Origin of the sequence: Micromonospora jinlongensis (genome assembly GCF_013410645.1) — a bacterium.
GTDB lineage: Bacteria > Actinomycetota > Actinomycetes > Mycobacteriales > Micromonosporaceae > Micromonospora > Micromonospora zamorensis.
Window position 1 is genome coordinate 149597 of sequence record NZ_JACCHK010000001.1, and the last position, 16426, is coordinate 166022.

The 16426-nt window shown below is 69.5% G+C and carries 14 protein-coding genes; 4 read left to right on the plus strand and 10 right to left on the minus strand.

Annotated features, from left to right (window positions below; genetic code table 11):
• Positions 1-384 precede the first annotated feature (384 nt).
• Positions 385-3567: a penicillin acylase family protein gene (locus HNR22_RS00625; protein WP_179778515.1), complete on the plus strand. Its 3183-nt coding sequence runs from the start codon at positions 385-387 to the stop codon at positions 3565-3567.
• Positions 3568-3625: 58 nt separating this feature from the next.
• Here HNR22_RS00625 and HNR22_RS00630 read toward each other — a convergent pair whose 3' ends face one another.
• Both HNR22_RS00630 and HNR22_RS00635 read right to left on the minus strand, forming a co-directional pair.
• A complete protein-coding gene (locus tag HNR22_RS00630) occupies positions 3626-4288 on the minus strand; it encodes a response regulator transcription factor (RefSeq protein ID WP_179778516.1) in 663 nt (220 codons plus the stop codon).
• Positions 4285-5433 carry a histidine kinase gene (locus HNR22_RS00635; protein WP_179778517.1) on the minus strand — a complete coding sequence of 383 codons (1149 nt, stop codon included), beginning with the start codon at positions 5431-5433 and terminating at the stop codon, positions 4285-4287. Before HNR22_RS00635 ends, HNR22_RS00630 begins: the two co-directional genes overlap by 4 nt.
• A gap of 194 nt (positions 5434-5627) precedes the next feature.
• On the opposite strand from HNR22_RS00635, the gene HNR22_RS00640 reads away from it, so the two are divergent.
• Positions 5628-6140, plus strand: coding sequence for a DUF1772 domain-containing protein (locus HNR22_RS00640; RefSeq protein WP_343059623.1), 513 nt, complete (start codon positions 5628-5630; stop codon positions 6138-6140).
• Between the two features lie 45 nt (positions 6141-6185).
• On the opposite strand, the gene HNR22_RS00645 is transcribed toward HNR22_RS00640, so the two are convergent.
• Positions 6186-6713, minus strand: coding sequence for a cupin domain-containing protein (locus HNR22_RS00645; RefSeq protein WP_179778518.1), 528 nt, complete (start codon positions 6711-6713; stop codon positions 6186-6188).
• Positions 6714-6942: 229 nt separating this feature from the next.
• On the opposite strand from HNR22_RS00645, the gene HNR22_RS00650 reads away from it, so the two are divergent.
• Positions 6943-8118, plus strand: coding sequence for a GDSL-type esterase/lipase family protein (locus HNR22_RS00650; protein WP_179778519.1), 1176 nt, complete (start codon positions 6943-6945; stop codon positions 8116-8118).
• Between the two features lie 27 nt (positions 8119-8145).
• Here the strand turns inward: HNR22_RS00650 and HNR22_RS00655 are convergent, their stop codons facing one another.
• The 4 genes from HNR22_RS00655 to HNR22_RS00670 form a co-directional block, all read right to left on the minus strand.
• Positions 8146-8451 carry a hypothetical protein gene (locus HNR22_RS00655; protein WP_218906115.1) on the minus strand — a complete coding sequence of 102 codons (306 nt, stop codon included), beginning with the start codon at positions 8449-8451 and terminating at the stop codon, positions 8146-8148.
• 62 nt (positions 8452-8513) lie between these two features.
• A complete protein-coding gene (locus HNR22_RS00660) occupies positions 8514-9083 on the minus strand; it encodes a DM13 domain-containing protein (protein ID WP_179778520.1) in 570 nt (189 codons plus the stop codon).
• Between the two features lie 132 nt (positions 9084-9215).
• Entirely contained in the window at positions 9216-9698 is a 483-nt protein-coding gene (locus tag HNR22_RS00665) for a nitroreductase/quinone reductase family protein (RefSeq protein ID WP_179778521.1), read from the minus strand.
• Entirely contained in the window at positions 9695-10474 is a 780-nt protein-coding gene (locus tag HNR22_RS00670; RefSeq protein ID WP_179778522.1) for a glucose 1-dehydrogenase, read from the minus strand. Before HNR22_RS00670 ends, HNR22_RS00665 begins: the two co-directional genes overlap by 4 nt.
• A gap of 143 nt (positions 10475-10617) precedes the next feature.
• Here HNR22_RS00670 and HNR22_RS00675 point away from each other — a divergent pair, with 143 nt between their 5' ends.
• Complete coding sequence (locus HNR22_RS00675; protein ID WP_179778523.1) at positions 10618-11262, plus strand: TetR/AcrR family transcriptional regulator; 645 nt, start codon at positions 10618-10620, stop codon at positions 11260-11262.
• Between the two features lie 56 nt (positions 11263-11318).
• Here HNR22_RS00675 and HNR22_RS00680 read toward each other — a convergent pair whose 3' ends face one another.
• From HNR22_RS00680 to HNR22_RS00690, 3 genes are all read right to left on the minus strand, one after another.
• A complete protein-coding gene (locus HNR22_RS00680; protein ID WP_179778524.1) occupies positions 11319-13493 on the minus strand; it encodes a HelD family protein in 2175 nt (724 codons plus the stop codon).
• 281 nt (positions 13494-13774) lie between these two features.
• Positions 13775-14329, minus strand: a complete 555-nt coding sequence (locus HNR22_RS00685; RefSeq protein ID WP_179778525.1) for a hypothetical protein — start codon at positions 14327-14329, stop codon at positions 13775-13777.
• A gap of 121 nt (positions 14330-14450) precedes the next feature.
• The gene (locus HNR22_RS00690) at positions 14451-16298 is read right to left on the minus strand and encodes a glycoside hydrolase family 15 protein (RefSeq protein ID WP_179778526.1); all 1848 of its coding nucleotides are present in this window, start codon (positions 16296-16298) and stop codon (positions 14451-14453) included.
• Positions 16299-16426: the final 128 nt, after the last annotated feature.

Here is a 16426-nt window from a genome sequence, read left to right on the forward strand (position 1 = left end):
CAGGTCCTCATCCTTCTGGGCGGCGGTCTCCCGGCACGGGCGCAGACGGTGGATGGCCCGGAACGGGGGAGGGGCGGGGGGCTGGGATGAATCGTTTCAGTAGTTGTTTCACGAAGGTTACGCGCTCACCTTGGTCAAGTGAAGACGTTCACGATGATGAATATGGGCTGCCCGTCGAACCGACGGCGGTGGGCGGCGAAACGTCGGCATTGGCAGCTGGTGCACGAGAACTATCCCGAAGGGTCATCCTGTGCCGATCATTGTCGAGATCGACGTGAGTCTTTCTCGCCTCCGGGTAGGACGCCCGGGCACGGATGGCGACAGGTCGGCAGCGGCAGCCGGGCGTACCCGAACGGCCCGACTCCGCGTCCCCGGAGGACCGTCATGCCCAGACCCGCCCTGCGCGCCCGCCTCGCGGCGCTCACCACCGCCGTCCTGACTGCGAGCGTCCTGACGGCCATCCCGCCGTCACCGGCGCTCGCCGCCACCTTCACCCCCGACGACTACTGCCTCGGCCAGTGCGCGGACATCCTGCCCCCCGGGCAGAACGGAAACGCCACACTGGTCGCCATCCTGGCCCACCAGGCGCTGGGCACCCGCCCGGCGCATTCCAGCGACCAGCTCGACGAGTACGCGAACCTGGTCTACAACTACGCCGGGCTGACCGACGAGCAGATCGCCCACTTCTACAACGACGCCTCGTTCGGCGTCCCCGCCGGGCAGGTCGAGAGCACCGTCTCACCGCGCGCGGACGTCACCATCGTTCGGGACAAGGCCACCGGCGTCCCGCACATCACCGGCACCACCCGCGCCGGCACCATGTTCGGCGCCGGCTACGCCGGAGCCCAGGACCGGCTCTGGGTGATGGACCTGCTGCGGCACGTCGGCCGAGGCAACGTCACCTCGTTCGCCGGCGGCGCGCCGGGCAACCGAGAGCTGGAGCAGAGCGTCTGGGCCAACTCGCCCTACACCGAGGCGGATCTCCAGGCCCAGGTGGACGCGCTGCGCACCAAGGGTGCCCGGGGTCAGCAGCTCTACACCGACGTGGTCGACTACATCGCCGGCATCAATGCCTACATCGACAAGTCGATCGCCGACGACAACTACCCCGGCGAGTACGTGCTGACCGGCGCCGGCAAACCGACGCACTTCACCATGACGGACCTGATCGCCACCGCCGGTGTGGTCGGCGGGCTCTTCGGCGGAGGCGGTGGCAGCGAGGTCCAGTCCGCGCTGGTCCGGGTAGCCGCCCGGGCCAAGTACGGCACCACCGAGGGCGACCGGGTCTGGCAGGCGTTCCGTTCGCAGAACGACCCGGAGACGGTGCTGACGCTGCACGACGGGCAGAGCTTCCCGTACGGCGCGACACCGCCGGGCGCGACCAGCGCGGTGCTCCCCGACGCCGGCACGGTTGTCGCCGAGCCCCTCGCCTACGACGCCAGCGGCGGGGCCGCCGCCCGCGCCGGTGCCAGCACCGCCACCGACGGGCTGCTCGGCGGGCTCTCCAACCTGCGCGCGCACGGCATGTCCAACGCGGTGGTGGTCTCCGGCCGGCACACCACCACCGGCAACCCGGTCGCCGTGTTCGGCCCGCAGACCGGCTACTTCGCCCCGCAGCTGCTCATGCTCCAGGAACTCCAGGGACCGGGGATCAGCGCGCGCGGCGCCGCGTTCGCCGGACTGAACCTCTACGTGCTGCTCGGTCGTGGTCAGGACTACGCCTGGAGCGCCACCTCCGCCTCCCAGGACCTGACCGACACGTACGCCGTGCCGCTGTGCACCACCGACGGCAGCGCCCCGACGCTGCGCTCCAACCGCTACCTCTACCGGGGCCAGTGCCTGGCGATGGAGGCACTGGAGCGGCGCAACTCCTGGTCGCCGACGCTCGCCGACTCCACCCCGGCCGGCTCGTACACGCTGCGCGCACTGCGCACGAAGTACGGGCTGGTGTCCTACCGGGGCCTGGTCAACGGTCAGCCGACCGCATTTACCAAGCTGCGCTCCACCTACCGGCACGAGGCCGACTCGGCGATCGGCTTCCAGGCGTACAACGACCCGTCGGCGATGGGCAGCGCGGCTGCGTTCCAGGCGTCCGCGGCGAACGTCGGGTACGCGTTCAACTGGTTCTACGTCAACTCGACCGAGGCGGCGTACTTCAACTCCGGCTCGAACCCGGTGCGACCCTCCACCGCCGACCCGAACCTGCCGACGAGGGCCGAGCCGGCCTACGAGTGGGTGGGCTGGAACCCGGACACCAACGACGCGACCTACACCCCGGCGTCGGCCCACCCCCAGTCGGTCGACCAGGACTACTACGTGAGCTGGAACAACAAGCAGGCGCGGGACTTCGGAGCGGCCGACGGCAACTTCAGCTACGGCGCGGTGCACAGGGCTCAACTGCTGGACGGTCCGGTGCGCGCAGCCATCGCCCAACGCAAGCTCGGCCGCGCCGACGTCGTGCAGATCACCGCAGACGCGGCGGTGACCGATCTGCGCGGCCAGCAGGTCCTCGGCGAGCTGCTGCGGGTGCTCGACAGCACGCCGGTCACCGACCCGGCGCTGGCCGCCGCGGTGAGCAAACTGCGGGCCTGGCAGCAGGCCGGCACCCGCCGGGTGGAGACGGCACCCGGCTCCAAGGTCTACCAGCACGCCGAGGCCATCCGGATCTTCGACGCCTGGTGGCCGTTGCTGGCCGCGGCCCAGTTCCGCCCCGGCCTCGGGCCCGACCTGTACGCCGCCCTCGTCGACGCGATCGAGGTGAACGAGGCGCCGTCCGGTGGCCAGAACGGCGGGCGTGACGGCGCCGTGAGCTGGACGCCGCAGGGTCAGGCGCACAAGGGCTCGTCGTTCCAGTACGGCTGGTGGGGCTATGTGGACAAGGACCTGCGCACCGTGCTCGGCGACCCCGTCGCCGGCGGGCCGGGGCGCGCGTACTGCGGCAACGGCAACCTCGGCGCGTGCCGGCAGGCCCTGCTCGACGCGCTCGGCCAGGCCGCCGCGGTGCCGACCGCCACGGTCTACCCCGGTGACGCGTCCTGCGGAGCCGGCGACCAGTGGTGCGCCGACTCCATCGCCCAGTCCGGGCTGGGCGGCATCACCCAGCCGCTGATCGCCTGGCAGAACCGCCCCACCTACCAGCAGGTCGTCTCGTTCCCGGCGCGGCGTGGCGACAACCTCACGAACCTGGCGCAGGGCCGTCCGGCCACCGCATCGAGCACCCAGTTCCTGACCGGCAACACCCCGAACAAGGCGGTCGACGGCAGCCTCGGCAGCCGGTGGTCCAGCAGTTACAACGACAACCAGTGGCTCCGGGTGGACCTCGGCTCGACGCAGACCGTCAGTCGGGCGGTGCTGCGCTGGGAGGCCGCGTACGGCAGCGAGTATCGGATCGAGGTCTCCAGCGACGGCACCTCCTGGCAGCCGGTGTTCAGCACCACGTCCGGCAACGGCGGCGTCGACAACGCCACCTTCGCCCCGGTCAGCGCCCGTTACGTGCGGGTGTACGGGGTCAAGCGGGCCACCTCGTACGGGTTCTCGCTCTACGAATTCGAGCTCTACGGACGTTGACCCCGAGGGGCCGGCCGGCGGGGAGCACCCGCTGGCCGGCCACCGTCAGCGGAGAGGCTCAGCCATCGCCGGGGCGGACGAGCCCGCTCTCGTACGCGATGACCACGAGCTGGGCGCGGTCCCGGGCGTTCAGCTTGTGCAGCAGGCGACTCACGTACGTGCGGGCGGTGTCCGGGCTGAGGTGCAGGGCCGCCCCGATCTCCACGTTCGACCGTCCGGTGCCGACCTGTGCCAGGACGTCGCGTTCCCGACCGGTGAGCCCGGTCAGCCGGGCCGGGTCCGCGACGGGGGAGCGGGCCGCCGCGGCGATCACCCGCCGGGTCACCGCCGGTGACAGCAGCGCGTCCCCGCCGGCCACCACGCGGACAGCGTCCCGCAGGGCGTCGGGCGGGGTGTCCTTGAGCAGGAAGCCGGCAGCGCCGGCGCGGATGGCGTCGAAGAGGTACTCGTCGTCGTCGAAGGTGGTCAGCATGACCACCCGAACGTCGGCCAGCGTCGGGTCGGTGAGGATGCGGCGGGTTGCCTCGATGCCGTCGCCACCGGGCATCCGGACATCCATCAGGACGACGTCGGGCCGCTGCTCGCGGGCGACTGCCACGGCGGCCCGGCCGTCGTCGGCTTCGCCGACCACTGTGATGTCCGGGGCGCGTTCCAGCAACGCGCGGAGTCCGGTGCGCACCAGGTATTGATCGTCGACGAGGACGACGCGTACGTCGCTCATGCGGCGATCCCGGCCAGCGGCAGGTGGACCGAGACCCGGAAGCCGCCGTCAGCGGCCTCGCCGGCATCGAGGGTGCCCCCGAGCAGGGCAACCCGCTCCGACATGCCGCGCAGCCCCTGACCCGTCTCACCTGCCGTGCCGCCGGCAGATCCTTGGCCGTCGTCGACGACCTCCACCGACAACCCGGACGGGGTCGCCCGGATCGTCACCGTGGCGCGGGTGGCGTGGGCGTGGCGCAGCACATTGGTCAGTGCCTCCTGCACGATCCGGTAGACGGTGCTGCCGACCACCGTGGGCAGGGCGTCGACCGAGCCGTCGAGACGCAGCTCGACCGGCAGCCCACCGCGGCGGACGCCCTCGACGAGCGTACGCAGCTGGGTGAAACCGGGGGCCGGCTCGCGCGGTCCGGGCTCGCGACGCAGGGTGCCCAACGTGGCGCGCAGCTCGGCCATGGCGCTGCCGCTCACCGAGTGGATCGCGGCCAGGGCGGCCTCGGCCTGCCCGGGCTCGGCATCGGCAAGTGCCTCCCGCGCCACAGCCGACTGGAGGGTGATCACCGACATCGTGTGTCCGAGCGTGTCGTGCACCTCCCGGGCGATGCGCAGCCGCTCGGCCTCGACCTGCCGGGCGGCCTCCCGGCGGCGTTCCTCGGCCGCGAAGGCGGCCTGCCGGGCCAGCGCGGCCCGTAGCGAACGCCGGTTGCGGACGGCGTCACCCAGAGCGATGACGGCGAGTATCAGGGCGGCCTCGGAACCCAGACCGGCACCGATCACGACAGAGATGTCGTCTCCCTCGACGAGCCGGGCGGCCACCGAGACGATCAGCAGACTCCCGCCGACGGCGGCGGCCGGGACCACCCGGCCCCGCTGCGCGGCCACGTAGAGGATGGCGGCGGCCGGGGCGGCCACGCCGACCGGCGGCAGCTCCAGCGCGTAGTAGCCGAGGATGCCGGCGGCCGTCGCCAGCAGCGCGGGGACCGTCCAACGCCGGGCCACCAGCAGCAGTACGGCCAGTCCGACCCCGAATCCGCCGGCCAACGCCGCCTGGGAGGTTGACGCGCCCTCGGTCACGACCGCCGCCGTGACCAGGCCCAGGATGGCCACGGCGAGCAGCGCCTCGGTTCGGGTGGGTGAGGTGGCCTGCACGTCCGTGAGCCTAAGTCGGTGCGGGTCCGCGCCGCTGCCGTCCGCAGGCATCACCCCCGCGCCGGCACGTACGTCGAGAAGCGATGCCAGCGAGCGCGTCTGCGCGGCAGACGGTCCCGAGTTGGCGACCTAGCGTCGACGGCGACATCACAGATCGTGCCCGCAGGGCCCGAAAACCAAGGAGAAGTGCTGCTGTGTCCCGTATCAAACTGACCTGGATCGTGCTCATCGTGCTCGTCTGGGCGGCGATGATGTCATTTGGTGGGGTCGCGGCCGAGACCGTGATGCTCTACCCGAACATCTTCGGGGACGCCCCCGCCTCGCTGGACCGGGCCCGTGAGTTCCTGGTCGCCGGCGGCCCGAGCGACTACTTCCCGCCGCTGGGCGCCTCGGTCGTCCTGACGAGCCTCGCCGCGACCGCCCTCACGTGGCGCAATCGGCGACTGCGGTGGTACGTCGCCGCCGCCGCGGTGGTCTTCATCGCCTGCGAGTTCCTGTTCTCGGTGGTGTTCTTCTGGCCGCGCAACGAGATCATGTTCGTCGACCCGGTCGGCACGCACTCCCCGGAGTATCTGCGCCAGGTCGCCGAGGAGTTCGTCGCCGGCCACTGGGTACGCCTCGCCGGCGGAGCGGTGACGTCCGCGCTGGCATTCACCGCCCTGCTGCGCTTCGCCCGGGAAACCGCGCCGGTACGGGTCGAGCGATGAGCGCCGGACGTCTTACTCCCGGGTTCTCTGGCCGGCCCTGGTCGGTCAGAGCATCTCGGTGCGGTACTCGGGCGCCAGATCGGCCGCGCGTTGCCGGCGCTCCGCCATCTCGTTGTCGGTGAGCTGTGGCGGCGCTGCGTCCTTGCCGGCGACCTCGTCGCCGACGCGGAGGAAGTATTCGTCCTGGCCTGCCGGGGTGCAGACGCACAACATGCGGGCGGGTGCGCCGGAGGTGTTGCGGAAATTGTGCGGCGCGTTGGCCGGGATGTTCACGGTGGAACCGGCTCGGACGAGGTGCTTCTCTCCGCGGAAGGTGAACTCGATCTCGCCTTCGAGGATGGTGAACATCTCCTCGAAGTCGTGCCGGTGTGGCGGCGGTCCTCCGCCGTCGGGGATGCGCATGTCGATGAGGCAGTACTGACCGTTGGTCTGCTTGCCGGTGATCAGCATGGCGTAGGTGCCACCGGCGAGAGAGATGTAGGTGGTTGCGGGGTCGTCGGGGTTGGCCACGGTCAGGGTTCGACCCGGATCGTCGTCCGGGATGGCCGGGGTGGCGCGGTCGCGGTCGGTCATGCCGCTGTCCTTCCTGCTGTGGTTCTTCCGAGTGGGCGCACAGTCTTCGCCCCGAGGTGATCCTTGGTCTCCGGGCTGCGCGGCCCTAGCCGAATCCTAGAATTACTGTCACCACGAGGTGATGCGACTTCGCCCTGATCCGGGAACGGTGGCCGCCAGCGCTGGCAGCCGGCACGCGCAGATGGCCCGGGCGATCCTGCGGGGCCATGAGCTTGAGAGGCTTGAGTCAATGACCACCGGGCAGCACTGGACCACCCCGGTCACTCCGGACCTGCTGCGCGGCTTCGTCGACGTGGAGGTGACCGCGCGCGGTCTGCTGCCGCATCGGCTGACCGCGCGGGCGCGCCGGCAGATCCCCGACGACCAACTGGCCATGGCTGAGGCTCAGCCCTCCGGCGTGCGGCTGGCTTTCCGTACCCGGGCCACCACGATCGAGTTGGACACGCTGCCCACCAGGCGGGTCTACCAGGGCTTTCCGCCGCCACCGGACGGCGTCTACGACCTGCTGATCGACGGCCGCCTGACCGCGCAGGCCTCGGTGGCCGGAGGCAACGTCCGGACCGTCACCAACATGCTCACCCAGACTTCCGTGCTCGCCGAAGGGTCGGCCGGCACCGCCCGCTTCGCGGATCTGCCCGAGGGTGAGAAAGACGTCGAGATCTGGCTTCCGCACAGGGAGATGACCGAGCTGATCGCGCTGCGCACCGACGCGCCTGTCGAGCAGACCCCGCCCAACGGACGCCGGACGTGGCTGCACCACGGCAGTTCCATCAGCCATGGCTCGAACGCCGATCATCCCACCGCCATCTGGCCGGCCCTGGCCGCGGCCGAGGGCGGCGTGGAGTTGGTCAACCTGGGGTTCGGCGGGAGCGCGCTGCTCGACCCGTTCACCGCCCGCGCCATGCGGGACATCCCCGCGGACCTGATCAGCGTCAAGATCGGCATCAACATCGTCAACAGTGACGTGATGCGTCTACGCGCCTTCACCCCTGCTGTCCATGGTTTCCTCGACACTGTCCGCGAGGGGCATCCGACCACACCACTGCTGGTCGTGTCCGCCATCCTGTGCCCGGTTCAGGAGGACACGCCCGGCCCTCTCGCGCCGGACTTCGCGGGCGGGACCCTGCGGTTCAAGGCCACCGGCGATCCGGCCGAGCGCAGCGCTGGGCGGCTGACTCTCAACATCATCCGTGACGAACTCGCCCGGCTCGTCGACCAGCGCTCGGCCGACGACCCGAACCTGCACTACCTCGACGGACGCGACCTGTACGGCGAGGCGGACTACGCCGAACTCCCACTACCGGACGAGGTGCACCCCGACCCTGCCGGACATCGCCGTATCGCCGAGAACTTCGCGCGGCTCGCGTTCGGTGACGGCGGCCCCTTCGCCACCGGGACCGGTTGACCCTCTGAGAGGATGTGGACTGCGGCCCTACCGCTGGAGATGGAGCCCGGTGGCGATGCGGTCCACCGCCTGCTTCGCCTCGACCAGGCTCGCGCCAGTCTGCTTGCGGTACACGCGAACAGCCTGGATCACCCGTCCGCTCTCCAGATGCCGGACCACTTCCGACTCCACGGGCGCGACGATGCCGAGGTGATCCATAACCAGATCGAGCTTCCGCTGCACGGCCGCGAGCTGGGTCGCCGAGCTGCGCCTCTCCTGGAACCAGGCTCCGATCGCAGCCCCGACCGACCCGATCGTGGCGATGACGAGCAATGTTGCTTCCCACGGATCCATCAGCACATCTAATCAGCGGTGCGCAACCGAGACACTCCGTGTCCCTGGCGGCGCGTGCCCGGTCAGGCGCTCGTGAGGTCGGCCGCGCCGAAGGAGACCGCGAATCGCTTGCACCAGATGGAGACGCTCCGGAAGTCGCGGGGGTCAACCGAGGCTGGTAGTTCGTACACCTGGTTGCCCTTGTTGCCTTTGAGTTTCGCCAGCTCGACCCATTCGCCGTCGTCGAACACCCGCCAGCCGTCCGAGCCTCGGGTGACCGGTTGGTCGGTCAGCCACACCCGCAGGTCCGGTCCGTTCGACGTCTTCAGGTCCTTCACGACGAGCTGGTGGCGCCCGTTGGCGAGCCTGACGATCTCGGCGCTGCCGGTCGTCTCGTGTTCATGGGTGACGAACTCGCCCGCGGCCAGGATCTCGTTGACCGCAGGGGTGGTGGCCGATGCTGTGGGGGACGAGGGCGTGGAAATGGGAGTCGTGGCGGCCGGTGTCGCCCCGGCCGGAGGAAGCGCTTCGTCGACGTACGTGTCGGTGAACAGCTTCCACGGCTGGAACCAGTAGGCGGCCAGAACCGCCACGACGACAACGGCGGCGAGACCAGCCCACGTCATCGGCGACCGGAAGATCGATGTCCTCATCCCCGGAGGGTACGACGGCCGCTACCGTCGAACTGGCCGCGGACGCTTTCGGAACCCCTACGGCTCCTCTCGGCCCGAGAACACGCCCAACATCCGGAGGTGTTGTCGAAGAGTGTGGTGAATACCGGCTCTTCACGGTTGAGGGTGCGGGCGGAAGCTGATGCGCATCAGCCGGCTGTCCGCCCAATCTTCGAGCCGGGTCGGCCGGATGGTGCCGGGGTCGTGGGGCTGATTGAGATCCGCGACGATCTCCGCCAGTACGGCCTGACGTTCAGCTGGGTCGGTGACCGGCGTGGCCCGTGCGGGCAGATCTGCACGGATCCCGTGCTTGAGGTGGAAGGTGAAGGTGGGATTGGCGAGAAGGTTCGCATGCCAGTCGGTAGCGGCCCCGCCAGCGCCGCTACACAGATAGGTGGCGCCCGCGGCGCGGTAGAAGAAGATCTCGATGCGGCGTGGTCGGCCGGTGCGACGCCCCAACGTCGTGATGTCGATGATCCGTTCGCTGGTGCCCGCGGCGGGTGTGAGCTCGATGGCTCGCCGGATGGGATCGGGCAGATGGGACAGGGACGCGTCCCGTGCGGAGTCGTTCCATCCGGTCGTGCCCGGAGTGCTCATGCGGTCTCGGTCTGAAGGGCGGGGCCGAGGAGGAGTCCACCGTCGATGACGTACTCCGAGCCGGTGATGAATGAGGCGTCTGATGACGTGAGGAACAGGAGAAGCCGGGTGACGTCGGTCGGCTCTCCGAGGCGGGGGATGGCGAACGGCTCGGGTGAGTAGAAGTCGGCGATTGCCATCGTGGCGCCAGCTGCTGGTTCTTGGATGAAGGAGGTCGCGATCACGCCGGGGTGGATGGTGTTCACACGGATGTGGTCGCGGCCGAGTTCGAGCGCTGCCGTTCGAGTGAGACCTCGTACCGCCCACTTGCTGGCGACGTACGGCGCGTAGTGCGCCGTGCCGCCCAGGCCCATCGTCGAGGCGATGTTGACGATGGTTCCCCCTGCTGCGCGGCGCAGAGCGGGGGCGGCGACCTTGATGCCGAGGAAGGTCCCTGTGAGGTTGATGTCGAGGATGCGCGACCACGTGGCCTGGTCCGTGTTCTCGATCGGCGCCGGCGGGTTCTGGACGCCCGCGTTGTTGACGAGCACGTTCAGGGCGCCGAAGGCGCTCTCGGCGGTTTGCACAGCGGCGGACCACGAGCTCTCGTCGGTGACGTCGAGGTGGGCGAAGCGAGCACGCGTCCCGAGCTCGTCGGCGAGAGCGGCGCCACGTTCGGCGTCGATGTCGCCGATCACCACGTTCGCGCCCTCCGCGTGAAAGGCCCGTACGTGGCTCGAGCCCTGGCCGCCGGTCCCACCGGTCACGAGCACGGTCTGGTTGTCGAAGCGGTTCATCGCATGTTCCTTCGGTACGGGGTGACCGACCGGGATCATCAGTGATGAACACCGGCCGATGGTGAGTCAAGCGACTCACCATTGCCCTGACACTAGGCCCGTGGAAGTGGTGAGTCAAGCCACTCACCTCGTATGCTCGGTTCATGAGCAGGGTCGTGACGACGTACCACCAGCGCGTAGCCCAGGAGAAGCGCGCGCTGATCGTGACGGCCGCGACCGCCCTGTTCCTCGAGTTGGGCTACGACCGGACGTCGCTGGCGCAGATCGCAGAGCGCTCGGGCGTCTCGAGGGCCACCTTGTTCAAGCAGTTTCCGAGCAAGGCTGCCCTGTTCGACGCCATCGTCAACGAGTCCTGGGCAACAGCTGACGAAGAGGATCCTCCGCCGGCGGGCAACCTCGTCGACGGGCTCAGCACCATCGGTCGCCGTTACGCCGAGCTGTTGAGCCAGCCCCGGATGACCGACCTGTTCCGAATCGTCATCGCCGAGTTGCCGCGATTCCCCGAGCTGGCCCACGCGCAGTTCTCGCACGGGAAGATGCCCTACTTCGAGTCCGTACGCGGCTACCTCCTGGCCGAGCACGAGGCGGGAACGGCGCGGGTAGAAGACGTCGAGCTCGCAGCCACCCAGTTCCTGGGCATGATCTCCAACTACGTCTTCTGGCCGACACTCCTCGTGCCCGGCTGGGAGGTGAGCGCCGAACGCGTCGCTCAGGTGGTCGACGAGGCCGTGCGCACCATCGCCGCCCGATATGCCGTGCCCGGACCAGAGACGTCCACCAACGACTGATCCCGCCACCCGCAGGCCCAGGTCCGCGACTACACCCTCGTCTGTGAAGAGCCCGACTACGGCGTGAGTATCAGCTGTCCGAGTTCCTGGGTGCATCGGGTGAGCGCGACGTAGAGGCCGTTCCAGCCGCGCGGTTCGGCGGCGATGCCCTGGGGGTCGATGAGTAGCGTCGCGTCCCATTCCAGACCCTTGGACTGGGTCGCGGTGAGCACTGGCACATCACTCAGCACGGCCCGGAGTTCGGCGACGCGGTCGGCGGGGGCGATGACGCCGACCATGCCGCCGTGCCATCGTTGCTGGAGCTCTCGCACTGCCTGGGCGGCGGCGTCGACGAGCTCGGCGGGGGTGACCGTGAGCTGCCAGGGGGCGATGCCGGAGGATCGCACCGCCCGTGGCGGCGCGTTGTGGCTGCCAGCCCTCTTCAAGACCGGTTCGGTGAGGTCCATGACCTCACGTGGGGTCCGGTAGCAGATGGTCAGTTCCGCGGCGGTCCAGCGGTCTCCGAAAGCAGCCTGCACCGCCTGTGCCCAGCTGGTGTGCCGGTGCGCTGCCTCGGCCTGGTCGATGTCGCCCACGGCGGTGATGGAGCGACTGGGGCAGCGCCGTAGGACCATCTGCCACTGCATCTCGGACAGCTCCTGCGCCTCGTCGACGACGACATGGCCGTACACCCAGCCGCGCTGCCGGCGAGCGTGGTCGGCGACGAACTCGCCCTGTGGTTGCGGGGCGTCGGCGTCGCCGAGCAGGTCGGCGAGGGCGTCGAGCAGGGGTATGTCGCTCGATGCCCAGGGGGCGGGCTCGGCCGAGACGGCGGTGATCTCCTCCGGGGACAGTTGTGGGGCCATCCGGGCCAGCAGGGCGCGGTCGCTCAGGAGGTCACCCAGCAGGGTTTCGGCGTCGAGGGTGGGCCACCATGCCTCGACGAACCGGGCGATGGTGGCGTTCTCGGCGATACGGGTACGCAGGTGTTCGATCTCTTCCTCGGAGAGCAGTCCGTCGACGTCGCTGCCGGTGGACGTCCGGAGGGGACGGTGGTCCTGTTCCATCCCCTTGTCGACGCGGGCGAGGATGTCCTCGAAGCCCTCCTCCATCTCGTTCATCAGCGTCTCGCGCTGCTCGGCGACGGCGTCGGCGAGGAGGTGGTGCAACTGCTCGGCGAACGCCGCGCGGGCGCGGTGGTAGGGGCGTCCCTGCACCGCCGAGGCGAGTGCCTGCGCCACCGTTGCGGCGTCGATGACGTAGAAATCGCCCTCCCAGCGCAGCTTCAGCTCACGGGGTCGGGGGAGCAGCGACGCGACGTAGCTCTCGAGCGCGGGCTGCCAGAGGGCGCGGCCCTTGATCTCGGCGAGAACCCGGCTCTCCTCGCGGCCCACGGGGATGTCGGCCAGCAGGGTGTCGCAGGTCGCCGAGACGACGGCGGTCTCACCGAGGGCGGGCAGCACCTGGCCGATGTACTGGAGGAAACGTGGCGAGGGACCGAGGACCAGGACCGCCTGGTCGGCCATCTTTCGGTACGTGAACAGCAGGTAGGCGACGCGGTGCAGCGCAACCACGGTCTTGCCGGTGCCGGGACCGCCCTGAACGACCAGCGGGCCGGTCGCCCTGGCCCGGATGATGTCGTCCTGTTCGCGTTGCAGCGTGGAGATCGCCGTCGACATGACACCGGTGCGCCGCTGGTCGAGGGCGGCCAGGAGGGCGCCCTCACCGACGAGTTCGGCCGTCATGCTCCCGTCCAGCGGCTCGTCGTCCACCCCGACGACGGTCGACCCCTCCGTGCGTACGTGACGCCGCCGCGCCTGACCCTGGGGGTCGACGGCCGTCGCGGTGTAGAACGGCCGAGCTGCGGGAGCGCGCCAATCCACCAGCAGTGGCTCACTGTCCTCGACGTCGTCGCGGAGACCGATACGGCCCACGTGTCGCACGGTGCCATCAAGGCCGTCGAGGCGGCCGAAGACCAGCCCCTCCCCAGCTCGCCGCAGCTCTTCGTACTGCTGGCGGAGCATGCGCTGCCGGGCATGTTCCAACGCGTCCAGGGCCTCCGACGAGAGCTCGACCTCCAGGTGCTCGGTCAGCCTGTCGCGCCGGGCCGTGGCCATGTCGAGGAACGCCTGTTCCTCGGCGATGGCAGATTGGCGGGCGCCTCCCTCCGGGGTGGAGGTTGGCGGTTCGTCGCCCGGTGTTACTCCGCTGGCATCAGCAGTGCCGTTGTTCAGGGCAGAATTCCGGCGCATTCGCAAATCCTCGTATGGGTGTTCCCCTCGGCCCCGGATGAGCCGCAGTGCATTCCGCCGGCAAGCATAGGGAGCAATTCTCTCGTCGGCCAGGAACTCCGCCGACCGAGATGGGCGTCTCAACGCCTTGCAGTTCCGGGTCGCTTGTGGCCTCACCCAATCGCGATTTGCTCATTGACAGTTCGGTCGCTATCTGATCTGCGGGGGCATTTCGACAATCCACGCGCCCACGATGTGAATCCCCGACGACAGCACCATCGGGAGGGGCCGAAACGCTGTGGTCAGCTCAGCGCGAACGTCGCGTCGTCGACGTCGAAGGCCGTGGCGCCGTTGCCGGCCGTCTCGCTGGCGAGGAAGCTGACCGTCGCGGTGCGTTCGGTCGTCGCCGTCCCGGTCGACATGCTGTATTGCCGCCACTGCGGCCCGCCGTCGAAGGCCAGCGAGAACCTCGTCTTCGGGGGTATCCCGGTGACCGCCATGCCGACGTTCAGGTAGTCGCCGCGGCTGGTCTCCGTGGTGATGGTCCGGACCCAGAAGCGGACCGTCAGGTCGCAGCCGGCCGGCACCGTGACGGTGCTGCGCAGTAGGTCGGTGCGTGTCACGTCCAGCCCCGCGAACGTGGCGTACGCGCGGCCCGTGTGTGCGGGCCGGGTCGCGTCGCCGAACACCACGATGCGGGGGCCGGCGGTCCAGCCGGTGGTGCCCCGCTCGAACCCCGGGTTCGGGTGGATCTGTCCGGTGCAGGGCGCGTCGGCCGCTGGCCGACCGTGGGATGCGCCGCCCGAGGCCAGGAGCAGCAGGGCCGCGGCCGAGGCGGTGGTGACGAAGGCCTTCATCAGTCCTCCCCGTGTCAGTGCATTCAAGAATGTCGATGCAGGTCGACCATGCGTGATGGACCTCCGCGCGTCAAGCCCATCCCAGCGCCGGGTCTGCACTGCCGACCGGAGCGTGCCCGCGCTACCGGCGGCGCCGGGTGTCAGCCTCGGCGTCGAGCAGGCCGTTGAGCGTCAGTGCTGAGTTGATCAACGAAAGATGGCTGAACGCCTGGGGGTAGTTGCCGATCTGCTCCCCGGTCTCGGCGATCTCCTCGGCATAGAGGCCGAGGTGGTTGCTGAAAGTGAACATCTTCTCGAACGTGAGTCGGGCGTCGTCCAGGCGGCCGGAACGGGCCAACGCCTCCACATACCAGAAGGTGCACATGTTGAAGGTGCCCTCGTGGCCGGGGAGACCGTCGGGGGAGTGGACCGGGTCGTACCGGTGGACCAGGCTGTCGGAGACCAGTTCGCGCTCGATGGCGTGCAGGGTCGACTGCCACAGCGGGTCGCTCGGCGTGACGAAACCGAATGACGGCATGGCGAGCAGCGAGGCGTCCAGCACGGACTCGTCGTACGCCTGCACGAAGGTGCCGCGCGCCCGGTTGTATCCGCGGGCCATGACCTGGTCGTAGATGCGGTTGCGTTGCTCGGTCCAGCAGCTCATGTCCCCCGGGCGGCCGGTGCGGGTCGCCAGCCGGATGGCCCGGTCCAGCGCGACCCAGGACATCACCCGACCGAAGGTGTAGTTGCGGGGGTGGTGGCGGCTCTCCCAGATGCCGGCGTCGGGTTGGTCCCAGTTGTGGCAGAGCCAGTCGACGAGCCGGACGGTGCTCTTCCACACCTGGTGCGAGACGCGGATGCCCTGCTCGTCAGCGAGGTGCATGGCGTAGAGCGCCTCGCCGTGGATGTCGAGCTGGATCTGGTCGGCGGCGCCGTTGCCGATCCGCACCGGCCGCGAGCCGCGGTAGCCCTCCAGATGGTCCAGCACCTCCTCGTGCAGGTCGGAGGAGCCGTCCACCCGGTACATGATCTTCAGGGGATCCTGGTGCTCGCCGGCCTCGCGGATCCGCTCGTCCAGCCAGTTCATGTACCGGCTGACCTCCTCGGTGAAGCCGAGGCCGAGCAGCGCGTGCACCGAGAACGACGTGTCACGTACCCAGGTGTAGCGGTAGTCCCAGTTGCGGGTTCCGCCGACCAGTTCGGGTAGCGCCGCGGTGGGGGCGGCGATCATCGCGCCGGTCGGCGCGTACGTCATGAGTTTCAGCGTGATGGCGGAGCGCTCGACCATCTCCCGCCAGCGGCCGGTGTAGCGGGAGCGCTCAAGCCAGCGCCGCCAGTAGTCCCGGGTCCACTCGAACATGCCCTGGACCTCTTCCGGCGAGAAGATGCGCGGCTCGGTGCCGGCGGTTTCCAGAACCACTCCGCCCGCGTCACCCTCGTTGAGCGTGCCGTACGCGACCAGGTCGCCGCCCTCAAGGTGGACGTTCCCGCGTTCGGCGAGCAGTTGCCGTACCGGGTCGACCGGGTTGAACGTCATCGTCATCGACCGGCTGCGGAAGACATAGCCGTTGCGATGGCGTTCCAGCTGATGCTCTTCGCGGGCGTAGTCGAACCGCGGCCGGCACTCCACCCGGAAGCGCATGCTCCCCCGGACCATGTTGACGATGCGGACCAGGCGGTGCGCGTCGGTGGCCCGCTCGCCGGTGACCGGCATGAAGTCCATCACCTCGGCCACCCCGTCGGCGCTGATGAACCGGGTGATCAGGATGGGTGTGCCGGGCAGATAGAGCTGCTTGGTCACGTACCGCGTGTCGTGCGGCGCGATCTGGAAGTAACCGCCCTTCTCCTTGTCCAGCAGCGCGGCGAAGATGCTCGGCGAGTCGAATCGCGGCGCGCAGAACCAGTCGACCGTCCCGTCGCACGTCACCAGCGCGGCGGTCTGCAGGTCGCCGATGAGTCCGTGATCCTCGATCGCCGGATAGCTGTCCACGTCTCTCCCCGGTTCGGCTGCGTCCTGCGCATCGAATCTAGGGGCAGAATTACCGAGTTAGGTGGGATTCGCGTTCAGCCACCCTGTCGCGTACCCCGAGGTGCCTCGACCGCCCCGCCGGGCACCCT

What these genes read in the sequence shown, in the direction of transcription:
- HNR22_RS00625 (WP_179778515.1), top strand. Translation starts at nt 385, where the DNA reads ATGCCCAGACCCGCCCTGCGCGCCCGCCTCGCGGCGCTCACCACCGCC.
- HNR22_RS00630 (WP_179778516.1), bottom strand. Translation starts at nt 4,288, where the DNA reads ATGAGCGACGTACGCGTCGTCCTCGTCGACGATCAATACCTGGTGCGC.
- HNR22_RS00645 (WP_179778518.1), bottom strand. Translation starts at nt 6,713, where the DNA reads ATGACCGACCGCGACCGCGCCACCCCGGCCATCCCGGACGACGATCCG.
- HNR22_RS00650 (WP_179778519.1), top strand. Translation starts at nt 6,943, where the DNA reads ATGACCACCGGGCAGCACTGGACCACCCCGGTCACTCCGGACCTGCTG.
- HNR22_RS00655 (WP_218906115.1), bottom strand. Translation starts at nt 8,451, where the DNA reads ATGGATCCGTGGGAAGCAACATTGCTCGTCATCGCCACGATCGGGTCG.
- HNR22_RS00660 (WP_179778520.1), bottom strand. Translation starts at nt 9,083, where the DNA reads ATGAGGACATCGATCTTCCGGTCGCCGATGACGTGGGCTGGTCTCGCC.
- HNR22_RS00665 (WP_179778521.1), bottom strand. Translation starts at nt 9,698, where the DNA reads ATGAGCACTCCGGGCACGACCGGATGGAACGACTCCGCACGGGACGCG.
- HNR22_RS00670 (WP_179778522.1), bottom strand. Translation starts at nt 10,474, where the DNA reads ATGAACCGCTTCGACAACCAGACCGTGCTCGTGACCGGTGGGACCGGC.
- HNR22_RS00675 (WP_179778523.1), top strand. Translation starts at nt 10,618, where the DNA reads ATGAGCAGGGTCGTGACGACGTACCACCAGCGCGTAGCCCAGGAGAAG.
- HNR22_RS00680 (WP_179778524.1), bottom strand. Translation starts at nt 13,493, where the DNA reads ATGCGCCGGAATTCTGCCCTGAACAACGGCACTGCTGATGCCAGCGGA.
- HNR22_RS00685 (WP_179778525.1), bottom strand. Translation starts at nt 14,329, where the DNA reads ATGAAGGCCTTCGTCACCACCGCCTCGGCCGCGGCCCTGCTGCTCCTG.